The organism is Rhizobium sp. 0TCS1.26 (assembly GCF_050455525.1).
Classification (GTDB): domain Bacteria; phylum Pseudomonadota; class Alphaproteobacteria; order Rhizobiales; family Rhizobiaceae; genus Neorhizobium.
This window is the reverse complement of record NZ_JBCIYV010000006.1, coordinates 73,493-95,756: the sequence shown is the minus strand read 5'-3', so window position 1 is coordinate 95,756 and position 22,264 is coordinate 73,493. Positions and strand designations below refer to the sequence as shown.

General features: G+C 64.8%; 20 protein-coding genes. 3 read left to right on the top strand and 17 right to left on the bottom strand.

Annotated elements, in window-relative coordinates; genetic code table 11:
* Positions 1–56: 56 nt before the first annotated feature.
* The 4 genes from AAIH46_RS21220 to yajC form a co-directional block, all read right to left on the bottom strand.
* Entirely contained in the window at positions 57–911 is an 855-nt protein-coding gene (locus AAIH46_RS21220; protein ID WP_430308054.1) for a phytoene/squalene synthase family protein, read from the bottom strand.
* 27 nt (positions 912–938) lie between these two features.
* Positions 939–1,325: an Mth938-like domain-containing protein gene (locus AAIH46_RS21215; protein WP_430308053.1), complete on the bottom strand. Its 387-nt coding sequence runs from the start codon at positions 1,323–1,325 to the stop codon at positions 939–941.
* Between the two features lies 1 nt (position 1,326).
* Positions 1,327–3,888, bottom strand: coding sequence for a protein translocase subunit SecDF (gene secDF, locus AAIH46_RS21210; protein ID WP_430308052.1), 2,562 nt, complete (start codon positions 3,886–3,888; stop codon positions 1,327–1,329).
* Between the two features lie 67 nt (positions 3,889–3,955).
* Positions 3,956–4,306 (bottom strand): preprotein translocase subunit YajC, encoded by a 351-nt coding sequence (yajC, locus tag AAIH46_RS21205; protein ID WP_430308051.1) that lies wholly within the window; start codon positions 4,304–4,306, stop codon positions 3,956–3,958.
* Positions 4,307–4,505: 199 nt separating this feature from the next.
* On the opposite strand from yajC, the gene AAIH46_RS21200 reads away from it, so the two are divergent.
* Entirely contained in the window at positions 4,506–5,378 is an 873-nt protein-coding gene (locus AAIH46_RS21200) for an ATP-binding protein (protein ID WP_430308050.1), read from the top strand.
* 102 nt (positions 5,379–5,480) lie between these two features.
* Here AAIH46_RS21200 and AAIH46_RS21195 read toward each other — a convergent pair whose 3' ends face one another.
* The 13 genes from AAIH46_RS21195 to AAIH46_RS21135 form a co-directional block, all read right to left on the bottom strand.
* Positions 5,481–7,055: a peptidoglycan DD-metalloendopeptidase family protein gene (locus AAIH46_RS21195; RefSeq protein ID WP_430308049.1), complete on the bottom strand. Its 1,575-nt coding sequence runs from the start codon at positions 7,053–7,055 to the stop codon at positions 5,481–5,483.
* A gap of 143 nt (positions 7,056–7,198) precedes the next feature.
* Positions 7,199–7,840: a protein-L-isoaspartate(D-aspartate) O-methyltransferase gene (locus tag AAIH46_RS21190; protein ID WP_430308048.1), complete on the bottom strand. Its 642-nt coding sequence runs from the start codon at positions 7,838–7,840 to the stop codon at positions 7,199–7,201.
* Positions 7,841–7,848: 8 nt separating this feature from the next.
* Positions 7,849–8,616 (bottom strand): 5'/3'-nucleotidase SurE, encoded by a 768-nt coding sequence (surE, locus tag AAIH46_RS21185; RefSeq protein WP_430308047.1) that lies wholly within the window; start codon positions 8,614–8,616, stop codon positions 7,849–7,851.
* A 7-nt stretch (positions 8,617–8,623) separates the two neighbouring features.
* The gene (gene serS / locus AAIH46_RS21180) at positions 8,624–9,907 is read right to left on the bottom strand and encodes a serine--tRNA ligase (protein WP_430308046.1); all 1,284 of its coding nucleotides are present in this window, start codon (positions 9,905–9,907) and stop codon (positions 8,624–8,626) included.
* 95 nt (positions 9,908–10,002) lie between these two features.
* The gene (tatC, locus tag AAIH46_RS21175) at positions 10,003–10,830 is read right to left on the bottom strand and encodes a twin-arginine translocase subunit TatC (protein ID WP_430308045.1); all 828 of its coding nucleotides are present in this window, start codon (positions 10,828–10,830) and stop codon (positions 10,003–10,005) included.
* Positions 10,827–11,546 (bottom strand): Sec-independent protein translocase protein TatB, encoded by a 720-nt coding sequence (gene tatB / locus AAIH46_RS21170; RefSeq protein ID WP_430308044.1) that lies wholly within the window; start codon positions 11,544–11,546, stop codon positions 10,827–10,829. The genes tatC and tatB overlap by 4 nt, the downstream gene beginning before the upstream one ends.
* A gap of 48 nt (positions 11,547–11,594) precedes the next feature.
* The gene (locus tag AAIH46_RS21165; protein ID WP_430308043.1) at positions 11,595–11,807 is read right to left on the bottom strand and encodes a twin-arginine translocase TatA/TatE family subunit; all 213 of its coding nucleotides are present in this window, start codon (positions 11,805–11,807) and stop codon (positions 11,595–11,597) included.
* A gap of 198 nt (positions 11,808–12,005) precedes the next feature.
* Positions 12,006–12,734 (bottom strand): SMC-Scp complex subunit ScpB, encoded by a 729-nt coding sequence (gene scpB, locus AAIH46_RS21160; protein ID WP_430308042.1) that lies wholly within the window; start codon positions 12,732–12,734, stop codon positions 12,006–12,008.
* Positions 12,731–13,561 carry a segregation and condensation protein A gene (locus AAIH46_RS21155; RefSeq protein ID WP_430308041.1) on the bottom strand — a complete coding sequence of 277 codons (831 nt, stop codon included), beginning with the start codon at positions 13,559–13,561 and terminating at the stop codon, positions 12,731–12,733. The genes scpB and AAIH46_RS21155 overlap by 4 nt, the downstream gene beginning before the upstream one ends.
* A 38-nt stretch (positions 13,562–13,599) precedes the next feature.
* A complete protein-coding gene (nagZ, locus tag AAIH46_RS21150; protein ID WP_430308040.1) occupies positions 13,600–14,616 on the bottom strand; it encodes a beta-N-acetylhexosaminidase in 1,017 nt (338 codons plus the stop codon).
* Between the two features lie 106 nt (positions 14,617–14,722).
* The gene (locus AAIH46_RS21145) at positions 14,723–17,716 is read right to left on the bottom strand and encodes an SPOR domain-containing protein (protein ID WP_430308039.1); all 2,994 of its coding nucleotides are present in this window, start codon (positions 17,714–17,716) and stop codon (positions 14,723–14,725) included.
* 66 nt (positions 17,717–17,782) lie between these two features.
* Positions 17,783–19,540 carry an arginine--tRNA ligase gene (gene argS / locus AAIH46_RS21140; protein ID WP_430308038.1) on the bottom strand — a complete coding sequence of 586 codons (1,758 nt, stop codon included), beginning with the start codon at positions 19,538–19,540 and terminating at the stop codon, positions 17,783–17,785.
* A gap of 63 nt (positions 19,541–19,603) precedes the next feature.
* Complete coding sequence (locus AAIH46_RS21135) at positions 19,604–20,821, bottom strand: deoxyguanosinetriphosphate triphosphohydrolase (RefSeq protein WP_430308037.1); 1,218 nt, start codon at positions 20,819–20,821, stop codon at positions 19,604–19,606.
* 148 nt (positions 20,822–20,969) lie between these two features.
* Here AAIH46_RS21135 and erpA point away from each other — a divergent pair, with 148 nt between their 5' ends.
* On the top strand, positions 20,970–21,302 hold the full coding sequence (erpA, locus tag AAIH46_RS21130) for an iron-sulfur cluster insertion protein ErpA (RefSeq protein WP_430308036.1): 333 nt from the start codon (positions 20,970–20,972) through the stop codon (positions 21,300–21,302).
* Between the two features lie 135 nt (positions 21,303–21,437).
* A complete protein-coding gene (gene xth / locus AAIH46_RS21125; RefSeq protein WP_430308035.1) occupies positions 21,438–22,235 on the top strand; it encodes an exodeoxyribonuclease III in 798 nt (265 codons plus the stop codon).
* Positions 22,236–22,264 lie beyond the last annotated feature (29 nt).

Here is a 22,264-nt window from a genome sequence, read left to right as displayed (position 1 = left end):
ATCGTGGAGATTAGTGCGCGAGGCTTGTGCGAGTTTGACCTTGGTAGCGCGCCGGATCAGAGCCGCTTGAGGGCGAGCGTGCGCACCATGCGCATCTGCCGCCGCCACTGCGGCGGCTGTAGCGGTGCGTCGAAGAAACGGCTGCCGAGGCTCGCCGCACGCCGCAGGACAGGCTCCGCCAGCGATGCGGGCAGGAAGGCGGCGAGAATGGCCGGTGGGATTGTCCCGGCCTTCCGTGCCCGAGCGAGATGATCGAGGCCGAGGCCGGCCAGCGCTGCAGTGGCATGGCCTGCCTGCTCGTCCGCCTCTCCAGACAAAAACCTATCCCGGTCGAGGCCAGTCGCCGACAGGATATCAAGAGGCACGTAGACCTGCCCGCGGCGGCGATGCGACGGCATCAGCAGCAGCAGGCCGGCGATGGCCTGAGCGACGCCTGCGTGACCGGCGATATCCGACGCCTTCATCGCCGACGGCGCATCGAGCACCAGGCCGGCAAGCTGGATGAGGGCGGAAGCGGTTTCGCCCGCATAGCCCTCCAGGGCGTTGCGGTCCGGCAGTGGATCGTCGTAGAGGTCGAAGATGCGCCCATCGATCATGTCGATCAGCGTCCGGCGCGGCAGCTGGTAGGTGACAATCGTCTCCAGCAGGGCAGCGGCAACCGGATTGGCAGCGCTCTCGCCCTGCTCCTGGCCCTCCAGCAGATCCCGCCACCACTGAAGGCGGATCTCGCCGGCCAGCGGCTGCTGCACGACGTCGCGCACCCGGGCGATTTCGGCATTGAAGGCGTAGAGGGCAGCGAGCGGACCGCGCTTGGCCGCCGGCGACAGAAGGCAGGCAAGGTAGCGGTCGCGATCCGTGTCGCGCAGCGTCGACAGGCAGATGTCCCAATGATCGGCGGCTGTTGCCGTCAAAGCCTCTTCCTCCGCTTGCCGCTTACGTCAGACGGCGATCAGAGCGGCGGCCACCGGCCGCTGCTCGCCGAGCATGATGTTGTACGTGCGGATGGCGGCTCCGGTTCCCATCGGGTCGGCAGATATTCCGCGTGCGCGGAAGGCAGCCTTCAGCGCAGCCGGCAGGGGACGGATGGTGTGGCCGGTTCCGACGAGCAGGAATTCGAAATCAGCGGCCTCGGCAATCACCCGCTCGAAGGCCTCGATATCGAGAGGCGCGCCCTCCTCCATGCTCCAGCCGTAGATGCCGGACGGCAGGCAGAGCAGCGATCCGCGATGCGACATGTCGGCAAAGCGGAAGCCGCCATTGCCATAGGTATCGATCGGTGCGCGGCCCGGAAAGTGGGCGTCGCGGATATCCGGCACGCGCGGCATGTCAGGTTCTCCGCTTGCTGCCGGCGATGCTGGTGCCGGGGCTGACGGCGCCTTCATTGGTACCGAACGCATCACTGCGCAGGCGGAAGGCGATCAGCACAGGTGCAGCGATATAGATCGACGAGAAGGTGCCGACGGCAACGCCGAACAGCATGGCGAAGGTGAAGGAGCGAATGACCTCGCCACCGAAGATGTACAGGGCCGAGAGCGCGATCATGGTCGTCAGGCTGGTGAGCACCGTGCGCGACAGTGTCTGGTTGATCGAGATGTCGATGAGCTCCGACAGCGGCATCTTCTTGTAGCGCCGCAGGTTCTCGCGCATCCGGTCATAGACGACGACGGTATCGTTCAGCGAATAGCCGACGATGGTGAGGATGGCCGCGATGCTCGTCAGGTTGAACTCGATGCCGGTCAGCACGAACAGGCCCATGGTGAGAATCACGTCATGCATCGTGGCGATGATGGCGCCAACGGCGAACTGCCACTCGAAGCGGACCCAGATGTAGATGAGGATGAACAGCAGCGCGACACCCACGCCGAGCGTCGCGGTGAAGGACAACTCGCTCGACACGGCCGGTCCGACGACCTCGACACGGCGGAATTCGTAGTCCTGCTCCAGGTCGTTGCGTATGCGCTGCAGCGCCGACTGCTCGGCATTCTCGCCGCCGTCCTGTGCCTGTACGCGCACGAGAACGTCCTGCGTCGAGCCAAATCCTTGCGCCTGCACTTCACCGAGGTTCAGCTGATCGAGCCGGGCGCGGATGTCGCCGATATCTGCATCGCCCTGACGCGCTTTCAGCTCGATGATCGAACCGCCGCGGAAGTCGATCCCGAAGTTCATGCCGACCCCGGTGAAACCGATGACCGATGCGATGGACAGGGCTGCCGCGAGCGCGAAGGTGTATTTGCGGATCGACATGAACGGCAGGCCGCGTCCGTCGAAGATGCCGGTGCGGATGCCCTTGGGCAGCTGCTTCGGCCGGGCGCGCCGCACCCACATCGCAAACATCCAGCTGGTGAAGGTGAACGCCGTGAACACGGTCGTGACGATGCCGACGGCAAGCGTCACGGCAAAGCCGCGGACCGGGCCTGAGCCGAGATAGAAGAGCACGACGGCTGCGATCAGCGTCGTCAGGTTGGCATCGACGATGGTGCCGAAGGCGCGCTTGAAGCCGCTGTCGATGGCCGGCAGCAGCGATCGCCCGCTCTTCACCTCTTCGCGGATACGCTCGTAGATGAGGACGTTGGAATCCACCGCCATGCCCATGGTCAGCACGATGCCGGCGATACCGGGCAGTGTCAGCGTCGAGCCGATGAGGCTGAGCACAGCGAGGATCATGATGATGTTGGCTGCAAGCGCGATGTTGGCGAGCAGGCCGAAGAAGCCGTAGAAGGCGAACATGAAGCCGGCCACCGCAATTGCGCCGATGACGCTGGCGACAACGCCGGCGCGGATCGAGTCCGCGCCGAGGCCTGGTCCGACCGTTCGTTCCTCGACAACCGTCAGGGTCGCCGGCAGTGCGCCTGCACGCAGCAGGACCGCAAGATCGTTGGCGCCCTCAACAGAGAAGTTGCCGGAGATCTGGCCCGAACCGCCGATGATCGGCTCGCGGATGACCGGCGCCGAGATCACCTGGTCGTCGAGGACGATGGCGAAGGGCCGGCCGACGTTCTGCTGCGTCGCCTGCGCAAAGCGCTGCGCGCCGCGTGCGTCGAAGCGGAAGGTGACGACCGGTTCGTTGTTCTGCTGGTTGAAGCTTGCCTGCGCATCGACGAGGTTTTCGCCGGAGACCAGCGCCTGGCGCTCGACCAGATAGGGCACCGGCGGATCGTCGGTCGAGTAAAGCACTTCGGAGGCGGCCGGCGGCCGGCCGTTGACGGCTTCCTGCACCGGCACGCTGGTATCCACCATGTGGAAGGAGAGCTTGGCGGTCTGGTTCAGCAGGCCCTTCAGCCGCTGCGGATCCTGGAGGCCCGGAACCTGGACGATGATGCGGTCGTCGCCCTGGCGCTGGATGAGCGGCTCGGTCGTGCCGAGTTCGTCGACGCGACGGCGCACGACCTCGATCGACTGGTTGACCGCACCGGAGAGGCGGTAGGCGATGCCTGCATCCGTCAGGTCGAGGCGCAGCAGCCCCTCGCCGGCGTCCTCGAGCGTGACCTCCTCGATCGTACCGCCAAAGGTGCCGGAAGAGACCGGCTGCAGCAGCGGCTGCAAGGCCGTGCGCGCCGCTGCAAGCTGGGCGACGTCGGTGATTCGCACCTGGATCTGCTGGCCGGTTCCGGTCAGGCCGGTGTAGCGGACATTCGCCTGCCGCAGCACATTGCGCACGTCACCAACGATCGTTTCCAGCCGTTCCTTGACGATATCTGCCGGCTCGATCTTGAGCATGATGTGCGACCCGCCCTGCAGGTCGAGGCCGAGCGTCACCTTCTTTGCCGGAAACCAGGCGGGCAGTTTCGCCAGCTGGTCGTTGCTGAAGAAATTGGGGGCCGCAACGAGTGTGCTGATGGCGATCACGCACCAGATCAGCAGGGTCTTCCAGCGAGAAAAATACAGCATGGCGCTCTCAATGATCCGGTGGTGATCCGGTGGATGGCGCCGGCCCGGCCGGCCGGCGTCGCAGGTGTCAGGCGTTTTCGGTCTTGACCGGCTCGCCCTTGACGCGAACTTCGGCCACGTAGCTGCGCAGCACGCGGACCTTCACGCCGTCGGCGATTTCGACTTCCAGTTCGTTATCGTCGATGACCTTGGTGACCTTGCCGGAGATGCCGCCGCCAAGAACGACCTGATCGCCGCGACGGATGTTGGCGAGCGTCTCCTGCCGCTTCTTCAGCTGAGCGCGCTGCGGGCGGATGAGGAAGAAGTACCAGACCACCATCAGCGGCGCGAAGAGGAAAAGCATTTCCAGTCCCGATCCGAATGCGGACGAAGCCGGTGCAGCACCCGTGGCTTGGGCAAATGCTTCTGTAACGAACATGGATAACTCCCAGAGATAAGCAAGAACGGAGGTACGCTCCGCAGAGGCCGCCGAGATATAGTTGCGAACACGGCGGATGCAACTGCAGCGGCGGCCGGAGAGTACCGATTTAAGGCCTCTTACCCTTTCGATAGGCAAAAGGCCATGCTACCCGCAGCGAAATCCGCCACGCTTGTGGCAAGGCAATCCGGAGGTGAGGATGTCCACCGATATGAGCGAGCTCTTGCTGAGCGAAGTACGCCGGCTGGCGGATGCGCTGGAGCGGCTGGCGGGCCCTCCTCCGGCCAAAAATGACTGGTCCACAGCCGATTGTTTCGTCTGGGTGCCGGTCAACCAGTACCTACAGCCGGTCGCCCGCCCAAACCGCGTCGCGCTTGGACTTATTCGCGGCGTCGATCACGTTCGCGACATCCTCCACGAGAACACGCTGCGCTTCGCCGACGGCTACGCCGCCAACAACGTGCTGCTCTGGGGAGCCCGCGGCATGGGCAAGTCGTCGCTGGTCAAGGCGGTGCATGCCGATGTCCAGGCCGCCACGCAGACGCCGCTGAAACTGGTGGAGGTGCACCGCGAGGACATCGCCTCTCTGCCGGCGCTTCTCGACATCCTCAAGTCGTCGGGCCTCCGGGTCATCGTCTTCTGCGACGACCTTTCCTTCGACCACGACGATACGGCATACAAGTCGCTGAAGGCGGCGCTCGACGGAGGTATCGAGGGTCGTCCGGACAATGTGCTTTTCTACGCTACCTCCAACCGCCGGCACCTGCTGCCGCGCAACATGATGGAGAACGAGCAGTCGACGGCGATCAACCCATCCGAGGCCGTGGAGGAAAAGGTGTCGCTGTCGGACCGATTCGGGTTGTGGCTCGGTTTCCACAAGTGCAGCCAGGACGACTACCTGTCGATGATCGATGGCTACGCAGAGCATTTCGACCTCGGCCTCGATCGCGAGACGCTGCATCACCAGGCGCTGGAATGGGCGACCACCCGCGGCGGACGGTCCGGCCGCGTCGCCTGGCAGTACATCCAGGATCTCGCCGGGCGCCTGCGAAAGCCGCTCGAGCGGGCCTGATAGTCTCGGCATTCGCCGAACACAAAAAAGCCCGGCGCGATGCCGGGCTTTTTCGCATTCCTCATACGCAATACAGATCGAGGAACGGAACTGCTTGTCTTCCTATTCGAGGAAGGTGATCGGGTTGACCGGCGTCGCGTCCTTGCGGACTTCGAAGTGCACCTGCGGACGCTTGGCGTCGCCGCTCATCCCCGAGGTTGCGATCGTCTGGCCGCGCTGGACCTTCTGGCCGCGCGACACCGAGATGTTCGAGGCATGCCCGTAGACGGTGACCTTGCCGTCGTCGTGGCGCACCAGCACCGTGTTGCCGAGCTGCTTCAGCCCGTTGCCGGCATAGATGACGACGCCATTCTCGGCAGACTTGATCGGCGTGCCCTCGGGCACCGAGATGTTGATGCCGTCGTTACGGTTGCCGTCGACATTCTGGCCGTAGGATGCTGTCACCGCACCGGTTACCGGCCAGCGATACTTGGAGATGCCGGTCGCCGTCGGTGCGGCGGCGCTGACATCCGACTTCTTCTCGACGTCCGTCAGGCTGGCAGACTGGGCGCTCGGCGCTTCGGCCGCCTGTGCCGGGGCATCTGGCTTGGCGACAACCGGCTCGGCCTTCATCGGAGCGGCCGGCTTTTCGACTGCCGGACGGACGATCGACGCCGTCTTCATCTGGTCGCCGGCCTCGCCGGAAACCTTCAGCGTCTGGCCGATCCGCAGATTGCCGTCGTTGAGGCCGTTGTCGGCCTTCAGGCGATCGATCGGCGTCCGGGTCGCCTGGGCGATCTTGCTCAGCGTGTCGCCGGCCTTCACCGTATAGCTGCCGGCGGACGGCGGTACGGCGCTCCCACCGGTGGGCGGCGTGAGCTTGGCACCTTCGGCCTGCGCCTTGTCGCGCGCCGTGGCCGAGGGAAGCACCGCGACCTTGTCGCCGTTTTCACGCGCCGGCATTGGCGGATTGCTGTCCTTGGAGAGATCGATCGAGCCGGCGGCCATCTTGGCGGCATTGCCGCCGCCGAAGGTCGGGATGACGACGATCTGGCCGGCGGTCAGGGCACCGCCGTTGGCACGCAGGATTTCCTTTTCCGGCACGCCGTAGCGACGCGACAGCGTGGCGGCGGTTTCACCGGGACGAAGCGTGACCTTGGGTGCGTTGGCAGCCGACCAGCCGGCCGGGCGTGTCGAGCCGGTGGTGACGTTGTCGCCATCGACGGCCGGCGGACGGCGAACGGGTGCGGTCTCTGCAGTGCGCGGCGGAAGCGGCTGGGCCATCGCCTGCTGGCGGTTCTGCGGTTCGCTCACCGGCGGCAGCGAAGATGAGCCAGGTGCCGACAGCGTCGAGCGCTGGACGGCGACGGGAGCGGCAGCCGAACGGGCCGGCGAAGCCGAAGCTGACGGGTAGCTGCCGGAGTTGGCCGAAGGATAGGATTGCGCGACGGGGCTGCGGCCCGCGCCGTAGCTCGGCTGGCCGCCGTTACCGACATCCTCGGTCGGCATTGGCGCCTGGCCGTAGGCGGCACCGCCCTGCCGTTGCGGAATGGAGGCCGTGGTCAGGTTGTCGCGATCGAAGACACCTGCGAACCGGGTCGCGTCGGAGCTGCACCCCGTTGCGGCACTTGCCAGCAAAGCCGCCACGGCGATGCGCACGGCTGACTTTCTTACATTCGACGTTTTTTTTACACGCATGACCCGACCTACAAGACGCAACCACATTGAGACTGATTAAAGCGCGTTAGTCTTACCGACGGGTTAAGGTGCCGGCAGGTCGATCATTTTTTTGAGAAATTGCTAACCATGAATCGAGCCGGAGACGCGGCTGATTACCGAGATCAAAGATGCGCCGCGATGTGGGTGACGAGCGGCAGGTAGGGTGCCTGAAACAGGTCCTCGCGCTCGAAGCGACTGCCGGTCTTGGTCAGCCGCACCATCATGCAGTGTTCCTCGTCGATCATCAGCGGCGCCACCATCGAGCCGCCATGCACCAGTTGATCGGCATAGAAACGCGGCATCACCGGAAACGCAGCCGTCACCAGGATGCGATCGAAGGTCCCCTCGCCCGGCAGACCATTGCTGCCGTCCGCCTGGCGGATGATGACGTTGCGCAGCGCCAGCGCCTCCATGCGCGCCTGCGCTGCCGTCACCAGCGTCCGGTAGCGGTCGAGCGACAGAACTCGCTCGGCGGTGCGCGCCATGACGGCGGTCATGAAGCCGCTTCCCGTGCCGATTTCGAGCACCCTGTGGCCGGGCTTCACCTGCAGCCGCGACAGGATTCGCACGGCAAGATCGGCTCCCTCCATGAACGAACCGCAATCGATCGGAATGCTGCGGCTGGAATAGGCTTCGGCCGTGAATTGCGGCGGCACGAACTGCGAGCGCGGCGTCTGCTCGCAGGCGGTCAGCAGATCGAGGTCGGTGATGCCCTCGGCGCGAAGCCGAAGCACGAGTGCCGCAAATCCTTCCCTCTCGATCATGCCTGATTTCAAGCAAGGTCTCCCAGGGCAGCGGCCAGCCGGTCGCGGACCGAATGATCGGTCAGATCTAGCTTCAACGGCGTCACCGAGATCCTGTCGGCGCGCACCGCATGAATATCGCTGCCTTCATCGAACTGTCCCGTACGGGTGCCGAATCGCAGCCAGAAGTACGGATTGCCGCGACCGTCCTGGCGCTCGTCGACGACGAGGGCGAAATCCGTGCGGCCCTGCGCCGTCACCGACAAGCCGACTACCGCGTCCGGGGCACAGGCAGGGAAGTTGACGTTCAAGAAGGTGTCGGCCGGCAGGTCCTGCGTCATCAGCTTCTGGATCAGCGCCGGTGCATGGGTCTCGGCGACCTCCCAGGGAAGCGTCCGCACGCCGTCCTCCATGCGGACCGCCTGGCTGAGCGCCAGCGACCGGACGCCCTGGATCGTACCTTCGATTGCCGCCGCCACCGTCCCGGAATAGGTCACGTCGTCGGCGATGTTCGAGCCGGCATTGACGCCCGAGAGGATGAGGTCCGGCTTGCCGTCGAGGACGTGACGGATGCCCATGATGACGCAATCGGTCGGAGTGCCGCGCAGTGCGAACCGCCGCTCGCCGATCTGGCGCAGCCGTAGCGGCTCCGACAGCGTCAGCGAATGGGCAAGGCCGCTCTGGTCGGTCTCCGGCGCCACGATCCAGACATCGTCGGTGAGCGTCAGGGCGATGCGCTCCAGCGCTGCCAATCCGTCCGCATGAATGCCGTCATCGTTGGTCAGCAGGATCCGCATCGTGTCGTCAGGCGCCTTTCTCGATCTTCGTCAGGCCGCTCATGTAGGGCAGCAGAACGTCCGGAATGGTGACCGAGCCGTCCTCGTTCAGGTAGTTTTCGAGGACAGCGATCAGGCAGCGGCCAACGGCCGTGCCGGATCCGTTCAGCGTATGGACGAAGCGCGGCGTCTTCTCGTCCTTCACCCGGTAGCGGGCGTTCATCCGGCGCGCCTGGAAATCACCGCAGACGGAGCAGGACGAGATTTCACGGTAGGCATTCTGCCCCGGCAGCCAGACTTCCAGATCGTAGGTCTTGCGAGCACTGAAGCCCATGTCGCCGGTGCAGAGCGCCATGGTGCGGAAATGCAGGCCCAGTCGCTTCAGCACTTCTTCGGCGCAGGCAGTCATCCGCTCATGCTCGGCCACCGCGCTTTCGGCATCGGTGATCGACACGAGTTCGCATTTCCAGAACTGGTGCTGGCGCAGCATGCCGCGCGTATCACGGCCCGCCGATCCGGCCTCGGACCGGAAGGAGGGGGTCAGGGCGGTAAACCGCAGCGGCAGCTTTTCCTGGTCGAGTATTTCGCCCGAGACGAGGTTCGTCAGCGTCACCTCCGCCGTCGGGATCAGCCAGCGGCCGTCCGTCGTGCGAAACAGGTCTTCGGCAAACTTGGGCAGCTGGCCCGTGCCGTACATCGCCTCGTCGCGCACCATCAGCGGCGACGAGACTTCGGTGTAGCCGTGCTCGCGCGTGTGGAGATCGATCATGAACTGGCCGAGCGCCCGTTCGAGCCGTGCGAGCTGGCTGGTCAGGACCGTGAAACGGCTACCGGACAGCTTGGACGCCCGGTCGAAGTCCATCATGCCGAGCGCTTCGCCGATGTCGAAGTGTTCCTTGGCCGCGTGATTCCAGCCCGGCTTCTGGCCGGTCACCCGGGCGACGACGTTGTCGTGCTCGTCCTTGCCAACCGGCACGTCGTCGAAAGGAATGTTGGGAAGCTGCGACAGAACGTCGTCAAGCGCTGCGATCGCGGCGCGCTCGTCCTGCTCCACGGCCGGCATTGTTTCCTTGAGATCCGACACTTCCGCCTTAAGCCGCTCGGCAAGCTCAGTGTTCTTCTGCGCCATCGCAGCGCCGATCTCCTTGGAGGCGGCATTACGACGCGACTGCATGTCCTGGAGCTTCTGGATGACGGAACGGCGCGTCTCATCCAGCGCGATGATGGCGTCGGCCTGCGGCGCCGCGCCGCGCTTGCGCAGCGCCTCGTCGAGGAGAGCGGGGTTGTCACGTATCCACTTGATATCGAGCATCGTCGTTCCAGGTCGCCTGCGGTTGTGGCCGTAGGGCTCTGCCCGGCCGTCGAAGAGTTGTGCCGGCCGAGGCATCCGTCTCTGATGAACGGATGCTACGCCTCTTCGGACTTCGCCACGGATGACGACGGCTCCGCCTCGGCCAATGTCTCGCTGGCGCGTTTGCGCTCAACGAGTCGAGCGGCATAGATGGAAATTTCGTAGAGAAGGATGGTCGGCAGTGCAAGACCGATCTGCGACATCGGATCGGGAGGGGTCAGCACGGCTGCCACCACGAAGGCGATGACGATTGCGAACTTGCGCTTTTCGCGCAACCAGGTGCTGGTCAGCAGCCCTACGCGGGCCAGCAGCGTGGTGACCACCGGCAGCTGGAACACCAGGCCGAAGGACATCACCAGCGTCATGATCAGCGACAGGTATTCCGACACCTTCGGCATCAGCGAGATGGCGACTTCGCCATCGACGGGCGCCTGCTGCATGGCGAGGAAAAACCACATGACCATGGGCGTAAAGAAGAAATAGACGAGCGCCGCGCCCAAAAGGAAGAGGATCGGCGAGGCGATCAGGAACGGCAGGAAGGCCGCCCGCTCGTTCTTGTAGAGCCCCGGCGCAACGAACTTGTAGAGCTGCGAGGCGATGATCGGAAAGGCGATGACCAGCGCACCGAACATGGCCACCTTCACCTGCGTGAAGAAGAATTCCTGCGGCGCGGTATAGATCAGCTCGGACTTGCTGATATCGAGGCCCGCCCACAGGACCGCCCACTTGTAGGGCACGACCAGCACGTTGAAGAGCTGCTTGGCAAAGAAGAAGCAGACCAGGAAGGCCAGGAAGAAGGAGGCAAGCGACCAGATCAGCCGCGTGCGCAGTTCCATCAGATGCTCGATGAGCGGCTGTGGCTTGTCTTCGATATTGCCGGTCATGCATCATCCATGGGGGTTACGGGCTTCTTGCGGGCGCGCGCGACCGGCTTCTTGCTCGCCGGCGGTTCGGCTGCTGCCGCCGCGTCGAGCGCCTTGGCGGTACGGCTACGGCGTGCCGCAGGCGCAGCCGCCGGAAGTTCGGTCGCCGCGAGCCTCACGACCGCTGCCTTGCGCGGCGCACGAGCCGGTTTCTTCGGCAGCGCCGCCGGATCGCCAGCCTGCGCGACAGGGGCTGGAGCCGCAGCAGTCGCGACAGCCGCCGGTGAAGTTGCTGCCGGTGCGCCGGGTGCCGGTGTGGCAAGCGGCGCGGGCGAAACCGGATCGGTGGCCGACACGGCAGACGCGTCCGGTACCGGCTCGGCCAGCGGATCGCCCTGCTGCGGCTTGTTGCCGATCTCGCTCAGGGGCGGCATGGCCGTCGCCTTCTGCAGGTCATTACGGATCTCGTTGCCCATGTCGCGCAGCGGGTTGATCGCCTCGCGCAGCGCATTGGCCGGATTAAACCGCTGCGCATCCGAGATCGTCTGACGAACGTCGTCCATGTCCGCCTCGCGCAGCGCCTGGTCGAACTGGGTCCGGAAGTCGCCCGCCATCTTCCGCAGATTGGTGGTCATCTTGCCGAATGCCCGAAGCATCGGCGGCAGATCCTTCGGACCGACGACGACGATCAATACGATCGCGATGACTAAGAGTTCGGTCCAGCCGATATCCAACATACGCTACGCTCCTGAGGGGACGCGCCGCGAGGGCGCGGCACCGGATGCTTACTTCGTCTCTTCCGGCTTGTGATCGACGGTCTTGCCCGTCGCCGTCGTCGTCGTGGTGCTGTCCGGATTGTCGTCGTCCGCCATGCCCCGCTTGAAGCTCTTGATGCCCTTTGCCATGTCGCCCATGAGCTCGGGGATCTTGCCGCGTCCGAAGAAGATGAGCACGATGACCAGAACGATCAGCCAGTGCCACACACTAAAAGAACCCATGACTCCACTCCATGATTTCGCGTTGCGTCCGATGTAAGCCGTTTGCGGACTTTTTCAAACAGCAAAATGTCGTTCGTCCCGCCGACGACAGTAACATCCACGAGACATTCGCGGCACCGCATGGGTCTGCGGCTTGCCTCCGGGATTTTCGACTGGATTGACCTTCGATTGTCCTCGCCGCATGCGACAAGAAGACGCCTATTCGTCGCCGCCACTCGGCGTCAGCAGGCCGAGTTCCTCGAGATCCAGCTGGGTGATCGGATCTTCGTCTTCCGACAGTTCGTCGGCCATCAGCGGAATCGGAATGCGAAAATCGGACGGAATGCGGCCGGACAGCAGCCCTGCCCCCTTGAGCTCCTCAAGACCCGGCAGGTCGCGCAGCTCCTCCAGGCCGAAGTGATCAAGGAAGCGCGGCGTCGTCCCGAGCGTCACCGGTCTTCCCGGCGTCCGGCGACGTCCCCGGAAACGGACCCAGCCCGCCTCCATCAGCACGTCGAGCGTTCCGCGCGAGGTCTGGACGCCGCGGATCTCCTCGATCTCAGCGCGCGTCACCGGCTGGTGATAGGCGATGATCGCCAGCACTTCCAGCGCCGCCCGCGACAGCTTGCGCTGCTCGCTATCATCGTGGCGAATGACGAAGGATAGGTCGGCGGCGGTCCGGAAGGCCCAGCGGTCCTCCACCCGGACGAGATTGACGCCGCGGCCTGCGTAAAGATCGACGAGCTTCGACATCAGCCGGCGCACATCCGTGCCGCGCGGCAGGCGTTCGGCGAGATAGGCCTCCGACACCGGTTCGGCGGCAGCAAACACCAGTGCCTCTGCGGTGCGTTCGGCTTCCAGTTCGAGAACGGTCGCCATCGACCCATCTCCGTCCACCTCGTCCCGATCGCCCCGGGTGTCGTCCCCGGAGATGTCTGTCGCCGTCATTGCTCGTCCCCCGGACCGGTCGGACGGCCCTCGGAGCGGCGCATATAGAGCGGCTGAAAGGCACCGTCCTGGCGCATGTCGAGCCGGCCTTCGCGCACGAGTTCGAGGGAGGCCGCAAAGGCGCTGGCGGTCGCCGTGACCCGTTCGGCGGGCGGCAGATAATCGAGCAGGTAGTGCTGCAGCGCGGTCCAGTCGCCGATCTCGCCAAGCATCGCGGTCAGCATCTGGCGCGCATCGACGAGAGACCATACCTTGCGGCGCTCGATGGTCACCTGGGTGACCGCCTGGCGCTGGCGCAGGTTGGCGTAGGCGTTGAGCAGATCGTAGAGGTTCGCCTCGAACGGCGCGCCGCTGCGTTCCGGAATATGTTCCGGCGCGCCGCGGGCAAAGACGTCGCGACCCAGCCGGTTGCGGTTGACGAGCCGGGTCGCCGCCTCGCGCATCGCTTCCAGCCGCTTCAGCCGGAAGGCAAGCGTTGCCGCCAGCTCCTCACCGGATGGCCCGTCCTCCTGACGCACCTGCTGGGGTATCAGCAGCTTGGACTTGAGGTAGGCAAGCCACGCCGCCATCACCAGGTAATCGGCGGCAAGTTCAATGCGCACGCGTCGGGCGCTGTCGACGAACTGCAAATACTGCTCGGCAAGCGCCAGTACCGAAATGCGGGCCAGGTCTACCTTCTGGGTGCGGGCAAGATGCAGCAGCAGGTCGAGCGGACCTTCGAAACCGCCGACGTCGATGACCAGCGCCGGCTCCGTGACGCCGCGCGCTTCGCTATCCTGCCAGAGCCTGTCCATCGGAATGGCAGGTTTGGATGTATCGACGGCCATGCCCTGCCCCTGTCCGCGATCACCCGCGGCGCGCCGTCTCAGACGGAGCCCAGCAAGGACCAGAATTCGCTGCGTGCCGCCTCTTCCGAAGTGTCGTCCGGTGCGGGGAATGCCGCTTCGACCGCTTTCACGCGCCGCAGCCGCTCCCCGTCGAGGACGGGCACCTCAGCAACAACCTGCTTCATTTCCTCCATCACGCCGTTGCAATGCAAGACAATATCGCAACCGCCGGCGACAATATCGGCGGCGCGTTCGCCAAGCGTGCCCTTCAGAGCGTTCATCGAGCTGTCGTCGGACAGCAGCAACCCGTCGAAGCCGATCCGGCCGCGGATGATCTCCTCGATGACAGTCCGGGATGTGGTCGCCGGGCGCTCGGCATCGATGGCGGTGAAGACGATATGGGCACTCATCGTCATCACCTCGTCCTTCATGGCGCGGAACGGCGCAAAGTCATGAGCATCCAGTTCTTCGACGGAAGCGGTGACGACCGGCAGGTCGTGATGCGAATCGACCGTCGCCCGGCCGTGGCCGGGCATGTGCTTCATCACCGGCAGCATGCCACCCGCCTTGAGGCCAGCAGCTGCCGCCCGTCCCATTGCCGTCACCAGCCGCGGATCGCTGCCATAGGCGCGGTTGCCGATCGCCGGCGTCGCGCCCTCCACCAGCACGTCAAGCACCGGCAGGCAATCGACGTTGATGCCAAGCCGGGTCAGATCGAACGCATGCAACCGCGACATCAGCCAGGCGGCGCGCAACCCCTGCTCCGGGTCAGCCGCGAACAGTGCGCCGAGTTCGGCGGCAGCCGGATACTTTTCCACCATCGGCGGCCGGATGCGTTGAACCCTGCCGCCTTCCTGGTCGATGAGCACCGGCGCATCCGGCCGGCCGACATTGTCGCGCATCGAGGCGACCAGATCGCGGATCTGCTGCGGCTCACCGAGATTGCGGGCAAACAGGATGAAGCCCCACGGCTGTTCGGCGCGATAGAGAGCCACCTCGTCAGCGGTCAGGGCCTGGCCTGCGCAGCCGAGGATCATTGCCTTGGTCCGGGTCATGTTGAAGAAATTCCCCCTGCATTCTCTAGGGCTGCAGCAGGCGCTGCGGCCGATACGAAAAACGGGGCACAAAGGCCCCGTTCCATTCGAAAAGCGTCGTCAGTCCTCAGCGGGCGATCAGGCAGGTGCCACCGGCCGAGCGGTACTTCTCGCACATCGCCGCGGCCTCGTCCTTGGATCCGGCCGGGATGCGGACGCGGTAGAAGGTGCCCTTGCCGGCAACGTCGGCCCTGGCGATATCGACGCCGCGTCCACCGATGACGCCGGAGAACTTCGACGACAGGTTGCGGTACGACTTCTGCGCATCGGCTTCCGAGGGAAGCGAGGCGATCTGAATGAAGTAGCCACCGGCCGCGCTGCTTGCGGCAGGCTTCTGCGGCTGGAGCGATGCCGTCTGCACGGCTGCCGGAGCTGCTGCTGCCGGGGCGAGCGGCGCCTGCGCCGTCGGACGCGTGCCGTTCTGGACATTGCCCTGTTCGCTGACGGCGGCAACCACACGGACCGGCTGTTCGGCCGGCCGGGCGCTTGGCACGGGCGTGCCCTTCGGTGTCGTCGTGCCGGCGGTCACTGCAGGCGCTGCGGCGCCGGTCAGCGCCGTCGTCTTCGCCACGTTGACATCCGACAGCTGGGTCGCCGGATGATCGCTGACGGTGGCAATCTGCGAAGTGCTCGCGGTCTGCGTCGGCTCGGCGAGTGTCGGAGCCGCCGGTATCTTTTCGGCGCGCACGGCGGCCGTCGCGGCGGTTGCGGCCGGAACCTCGGTTACCTGCTCGACCAGCGTGCCATCCGGACGGACGATCATCGTCTTTACGCGGCGCGGCATGACGGCGAGTTGATCATGTTCGCCCGGCTTTCCGGATGCTTCCACCTGGTCCGGCATCAGGCGCGGATCCTGCGTGTCCGCCACCTGCGTCACGCCCTCGCCTGCTTCGTCTTCGCCTTCCAGCGAGAAGCTTTCCGGCACCAGCGTCTTCTGCACAACGTCGACCGGCTGTTCGTCGGAAGAAATCAACGCCGCCTGCTTCGGATCGCCCAGCGATCCGCTGGCGACACGGTCGTAGACCGCCTTGTCCTGGTTGGGCACGGTCTTGCCACCCGGGTTTTCCGGCACGACCTTGATCGGATCGGTATCGGCGGCGATGACCACCGGAGCGCCGTCGCCACCAAGGCGACCGCCCTCGCTCGCATACCAGGCGTAGAAGGACAGGCCGGCAATACCGACGAAGCCGGCGACCGACAGCGGCATCATCCAGGAGCCCAACGAGCGGCGCGGCGCGGCGTAAGCGTCCTCTGTCTCGACCTGCTCGTCGAGCGTCTTGCGCATCAGCGGCGTCGACAGGCTACGGCGGAAATCTTCCTCCAGCGCCCGTTCGAACTCGTCCAGACCATCATTGAACGACTTGGTTTCCGTCACCGCCGGCTGTGCCGTGGCGCGCGCCGGCTGCGTCGTCGGTGCCGAGGTAGCCGTGGAGGCTGGAAGTGCCGTCTCAAGGAAGCTCGCTAGCTCCGCGTCGAGATCGAGGTCGTAGTCGTGCTGCGGCGCGACCGGCTGCTCGGGCTCGTGCACCGGGATTTCCGGGACGTTGAGATCGGCAACCGCTTCCGGCATATCTTCGGCTTCCGCCAGCAGCGCCGGATCGAAGGCATCGCTGTCCAGAGCGAAAGGATCGGGAACCACATGGTGCTCGGCTATTGCAGCAGCAGCGGCCGGAGCCTGTGCGACGGCAACCGGCGCGGCAGACCGCGCGGTGGCGAGGAACGGCGGAACCGACGGGCTGACCGATGCGGCAACCGGGGCCGGCTTTTCGACCGCGACCGAAGGAGCAGTCACGGGCTCGGTCCCGTAAGACGGCTCGACCGCGCGGGGTGCCGGATGGACCACCGGAGAGGCGACCATCGGCTCGTCGATCATCAGGTCGGAGAAATCGAGTTCCAGATCGTCCAGGGCAAGTTCAAATTCGTCATCCGCCAGATCGGCGGCGACAGGCCGCGGAGCCATTGCTGCGACTGGCGCCGTGACCGGTGCTGCGACAGGCATTGGCGCAGTCATGACGTCGGACCGATTGCCGATAACAGGCGCCGACATCGTCGCCGGCTTCTGCGACACGCTGTAGTGGTCGACGTCGTAGGCGGGCTCCGGCTGCGCCGAGAAAGTCGCCTGGTCCGGAGCGACTTCTTCAGATCTCGCGGCAACGGGCACCATGGGCGCCACCGGTTCGCGACGCTCATTGATAGGCTGCACGACCGGCGCCGGCTGATCGACACTCAGCTCGGCTTCCATCGCCGCACCGAGATCGAAATCATTCTCCCACGTATCTGCCGACAGCGGCGGCGCCTGGATGGCGGCCGGAACCGGCTCCACCATCGGGCCGAGCGACTGGACGGACGAAGCGAGCTGGGCTGCGAGCGCCGGTGATTCGGGCATGATCGACGGGGCGGAAGACGCCGCGGATGCGGTCATGCCGGGCTCGACCCGCGTCTGGGCGAGGTTGAAGTTGGCGATCGGCATCCGGAAGCCGGGCTCGTAGGCGCGCGCCGGAGGACGACCCGACTTGGGTGCCGGCGCGACGGCGGGCGCGGCAATCGAGCCTTCGAGTTCGGAGATCAGGTCCACGTCGAAGCCGCCGCGCGGTGCAGCGACAGCAACCGGCATCGGCTGGCGGTCAGCCGACAGGCTCGACAGATCGCTATAGTCGGGCTGGACAGGAGCCTGCGTCACCGGCGTTGCCGGGCGTGCCATGAACAGCGGCTCCGAGCGGGGAGCTTCCGGCTCGTCGTCCGCGAAGGGATCACGTTCCACAGGCGGCGCGACAGGTGCAGCACGGGCAGCAACAGGCGCCAGCGGAGCAACGGGCAATAGCGGAGCAACGGGAATGTCGGCAACCGGATCGAGGTGCGGCGAATCGAAGTGCTCCAGCTCGTGCAGCAGTTCATCTTCGAGATTGAAGGCCGGCTCTCGCCGCGCAGGTGCGGCGTCATACGGCCGGTTCCCCGGCCGCTCCTCGAAGCCCGCAATGCGTGCCAGTTCTGCCAACGGATCGTCGTCGGCGAAGAAATCCGGTCCGCTGTTGCGGCCAAGTGCAACGCTGTTGTCTGCCATACCCTCGTCCACTTACCTACGCTAACACAGTCATTGCCAGCGCATTATGGGTAAATGGTGGCGCTTTTACCGCATCTCGTCCGGAGCTGCTGTGCCAGTTATGGCCAATCCGGATTTCAAAACAGACGCGACGGCGCGCACCAGCCCAAGCCTGGCGATACTGGATTTTCGGTCGTTATCCTTAACAAACCGTAAGTCAGGGTTGTCTTTGCCCTTATTCCAGTGCGCATGGAAGGAGCTTGCCAGATCATAGAGGTAAAAAGCAAGCCGGTGTGGCTCCTGAGACAGTGCCGCGGCCTCGATCAGCCGCGGATACTCGGCAAGCTTCGCCACCAGCTGGATTTCGGTCGGGTCGATGATGTCGCCGGCCGCCGCCGCCAGGTCGAGTGATTCGATGTCGAGGTCCGGAAACGCCTCCTTCGCCTGCCGGAAGACCGACATGCAGCGGGCATGCGCGTACTGCACGTAGAAGACCGGATTGTCCTTCGACTGTTCCGTCACCTTGGCGAAGTCGAAGTCCAGCGGCTCCGAGCTCTTCCGGTACAGCATCATGAAACGGACCGAATCGCGGCCGACCTCTTCCACCACGTCGCGCAGCGTGACGAAATCGCCCGAGCGCTTCGACATCTTCACGGGCTCGCCGTTGCGGTAGAGCTTGACCAGCTGGCAGAGCAGCACCGTCAGCTTCGCAGCGCCTCCGGACACGGCGCGCGCCACCGCTTCCAGCCGCTTGACGTAGCCGCCATGATCGGCACCGAGCACGTAGATCATCTCGTCGTAGCCGCGGTCGAACTTGTCCTTGAAATAGGCAACGTCGGCGGCGAAGTAGGTGTAGCTTCCGTCGGACTTGATCAGCGGCCGGTCGATGTCATCGCCGACATCGGTCGAACGGAACAGCGTCTGCTCGCGGTCTTCCCAATCCTCGGGCAGTTGGCCCTTCGGCGGCGGCAGCGTGCCGCGGTAGACATGTCCCTTGAATGTCAGGTCGTTGATCGCCTGGCGGATACGGGCAGCGCCATCGGCATGCAGCGTGCGCTCGGAGAAGAACACGTCGTGGTGGACGTTCAATGCCTCGAGATCCTCGCGGATCATCGCCATCATGGCGTCGATTGCGCGTTCCTTGACCAGCGGCATCCACTCGTCCACCGGCTTGTTGTGCAGCCGCGTGCCGAATTCCTTGGCCAGCGCCTGGCCGACCGGCACGAGATAGTCGCCCGGGTAGAGGCCGGCCGGGATCTCGCCGATATTCTCGCCGAGGGCCTCTCGGTAGCGCAGGAACACCGAACGCGCCAGCACGTCGATCTGGCTGCCGGCATCGTTGATGTAGTATTCCTTGGTCACCTCGTAGCCGGCAAAGCCCATGAGGTTCGCCAGTGCATCGCCGACGACCGCACCGCGGCAATGGCCGACATGCATGGGGCCGGTCGGGTTGGCCGAGACGAATTCGACATTGACCTTCCTGCCCTGCCCGACGCCCGAGCGGCCATAGGCCGTGCCCTCGCGAATCACCGTGGCCAGCAGCCGCTGCCAGTAGGCAACCGACAGGCGGATGTTGATGAAGCCCGGACCGGCGACGGTGACCTCGATGATGTCGTCGTCTTCCTCAAGCCGAGCGGCGATGATATCGGCCAGCGCTCGCGGATTCGTGCCAAGCGGCTTTGCCAGCACCATCGCAGCATTGGTTGCCACGTCGCCGTGCGACGGATCGCGGGGCGGTTCGATCGTCAACCGGCCGAAATCGACGCTGTCACGCTTTTCCTTCACGATATCAAGTGTTTCGAGAGCGGCTTTGATCCGGACTTCGAAATCGGCAAAGAGGTTCATGTGGTGCATCCGGGCAAACGACGGCGCGTGCGTCCGTCAGTCAAGGTTCGGTTGGTGGGGTGCCTAGCCCAAATCCGGGGTATGGTCAAACATTCGCCGGTGCGCCTTCACCGCATAGGTGTCGGTCATGCCGGCCAGGTAATCGCCGACGTGGCGGGCCTTCGCCGCCTCGCTGAGGCCGGCCATGTGGCTCACCCAGTAGTGGCTCTGCATCTGCGACGGATCGGCCATGTAGGCGCCGAACAGGTCGGTGACGATCTGCGCCGCTCCAGCCCTGATATGCATGATGTCGGGGTGCCGATAGATACGCGAGAACAGCAGCTTCTTGATGGCCCGGTCGGTCTCCTGCATCTCCGGCGAGAAAGTCGCGATGACGCGGTCATGGCCGCGGATATCGTCGGCGCTCTGCGGCCGCAGCGTCGCCAGCCGCTCCTGCGCCACGCCGATGACGTCCTCCACCATGTGGGTGATCTGACGGCGCATGATCTCATTGGCGAAGCGCGCAGGCTCCAGATGCGGATATCTGAGGCGCACCTCGGCCATCATCGAGGCGAGGAAGGGAATGTCCTCCAGCATGTCAAAGGTCAGGTATCCGGAGCGCAGCCCGTCGTCGATGTCGTGCGTGTTGTAGGCGATGTCGTCGGCGATCGCCGCGACCTGCGCCTCAAGACTTGCATAGCTCGACAGTTCCAAGTCGTTGATCTCGCAGTAGTCAAGGATCGGCTGCGGCACCGGGCCGTGGGTGCCGATGCCGTTCTTATCCATCAGCGGTCCGTTGTGCTTGACCAGACCTTCCAGGCTCTCCCAAGTCAGGTTGATGCCGTCGAACTCGGCGTAGCGGCGCTCCAGCTTGGTAACGATGCGCAGCGACTGGGCGTTATGATCGAAGCCGCCGTAGGCCCCCAGGCATTCATGCAGCGCGTCCTCGCCGGTATGGCCGAACGGCGTATGGCCGAAATCGTGGACGAGCGCGACACCCTCGGCAAGATCCTCGTCGACCTTCAGCGCCCGGGCCAGGGCTCGGGCGATCTGCGCCACCTCGATCGTATGGGTCAGCCGGGTGCGGTAGTGGTCGCCGTCGACGCCGATGAACACCTGCGTCTTGTGCTTCAGCCGCCGGAAGGCCGTCGTGTGGACGATGCGGTCGCGGTCGCGCTGGAACTCGGAGCGGGTCAGCGACGATGGCTCGGGCACCAGCCTGCCGCGCGACGCCCAGGCGTCGGCCGCATAGACGGACTTTTCGCCGGAGCCGAAGCCAAGACTGCGAGTATCGATCGACATGCTCTATTCCGTTTTCGACGCATGGAAGGTCAGGTGCGCAGCGAAGCACCATTGACGCTTGATTTAAGCCTTCATACCTATAGAGCAACACGGCGCATAGCCGGTTGCGCAATCTCCGGGCCTTGAACCCGGCAGGAAGGCAAAAGCGATGACTGATATCAATGTAACCCTCTCCGATGCAGCTGCGCGGCGGATCGCCGAAATCGTCAGCGCCGATACCGGCAAGCAGGCTCTGCGCGTCTCCGTCGAAGGCGGCGGCTGTTCCGGCTTTTCCTACAAATTCGACCTCGTCGACGATGCAGATGCCGACGACGTGGTGATCGCCAAGGGTGAGGCCAAGGTGCTGATCGACAGCCTGTCGCTCGTCTACATGGCAGGCTCGGAAATCGACTTCGTCGACAACCTGCTCGGCCAGTCGTTCCAGATCAAGAACCCCAACGCTGTCGCCAGCTGCGGTTGCGGTACCAGCTTCTCCATCTGACGGCTTCCTCGGCCTGAATGACCCGCCCGGCCCTCGGCCGGAGCATCGCTTCAACTTGCGTGGATGACGGCAGTTGCCGCTTCCAATGCCTGCCCCATCGGCTAAAAGAGGCGGACAGCGCAAGGACTGGAAGTCATGAAGATCGCCACCTGGAACATCAACGGCGTCAAGGCCCGCATCGACAGCCTGCGGCAGTGGCTGAGCGATTTCAGCCCGGACATCGTCTGCCTGCAGGAGATCAAGTCGGTCGACGAAGGCTTTCCGCGGCTGGAGATCGAGGCGCTCGGCTATAATGTCGAGACGCATGGCCAGAAGGGCTTCAACGGCGTTGCCATCCTCTCGAAGCTGAAGCCCGAGGATGTCCTGCGCGGCCTTCCGGGCGACGAGACGGACGAGCAGTCGCGCTACATCGAGGCTGTGTTCTCGATCCCATCCGGCGTGCTGCGCGTCGCGTCCATCTACCTGCCGAACGGCAACCCTTCCGACGACCCGGTCAAATACCCTTATAAGCTCGCCTGGATGGATCGGCTCGCCCGCCACGCGCAGGCACGCCTGCTGCTGGAGGAGCCGCTGGTGCTGGCCGGCGACTACAACGTCATCCCCGAGCCGCACGACTGTTTCGATCCCGCCGCCTGGGTGAACGACGCGCTGTTCCTGCCGCAGACGCGCGCCGCCTTCCGCCGGCTGGAGAACCTCGGCTTCACCGATGCCGTCCGCGCCACGAGCGACCAGACAAAACTTTATACGTTTTGGGATTATCAGGCCGGCGCATGGCAGAAGAACAACGGCATCCGCATCGATCATCTGATGCTGTCGCCGGAAGCGGCCGATCGCCTGGTTGCAACGTCGATCGAAAAACAGGTGCGGGCCTGGGAAAAGCCGTCGGATCACGTGCCGGTGGTCGGCACGTTCGACTTCGACAGCCGGCTCTAGCCTTAGTCAGCAAGATTTGATCCGACAGG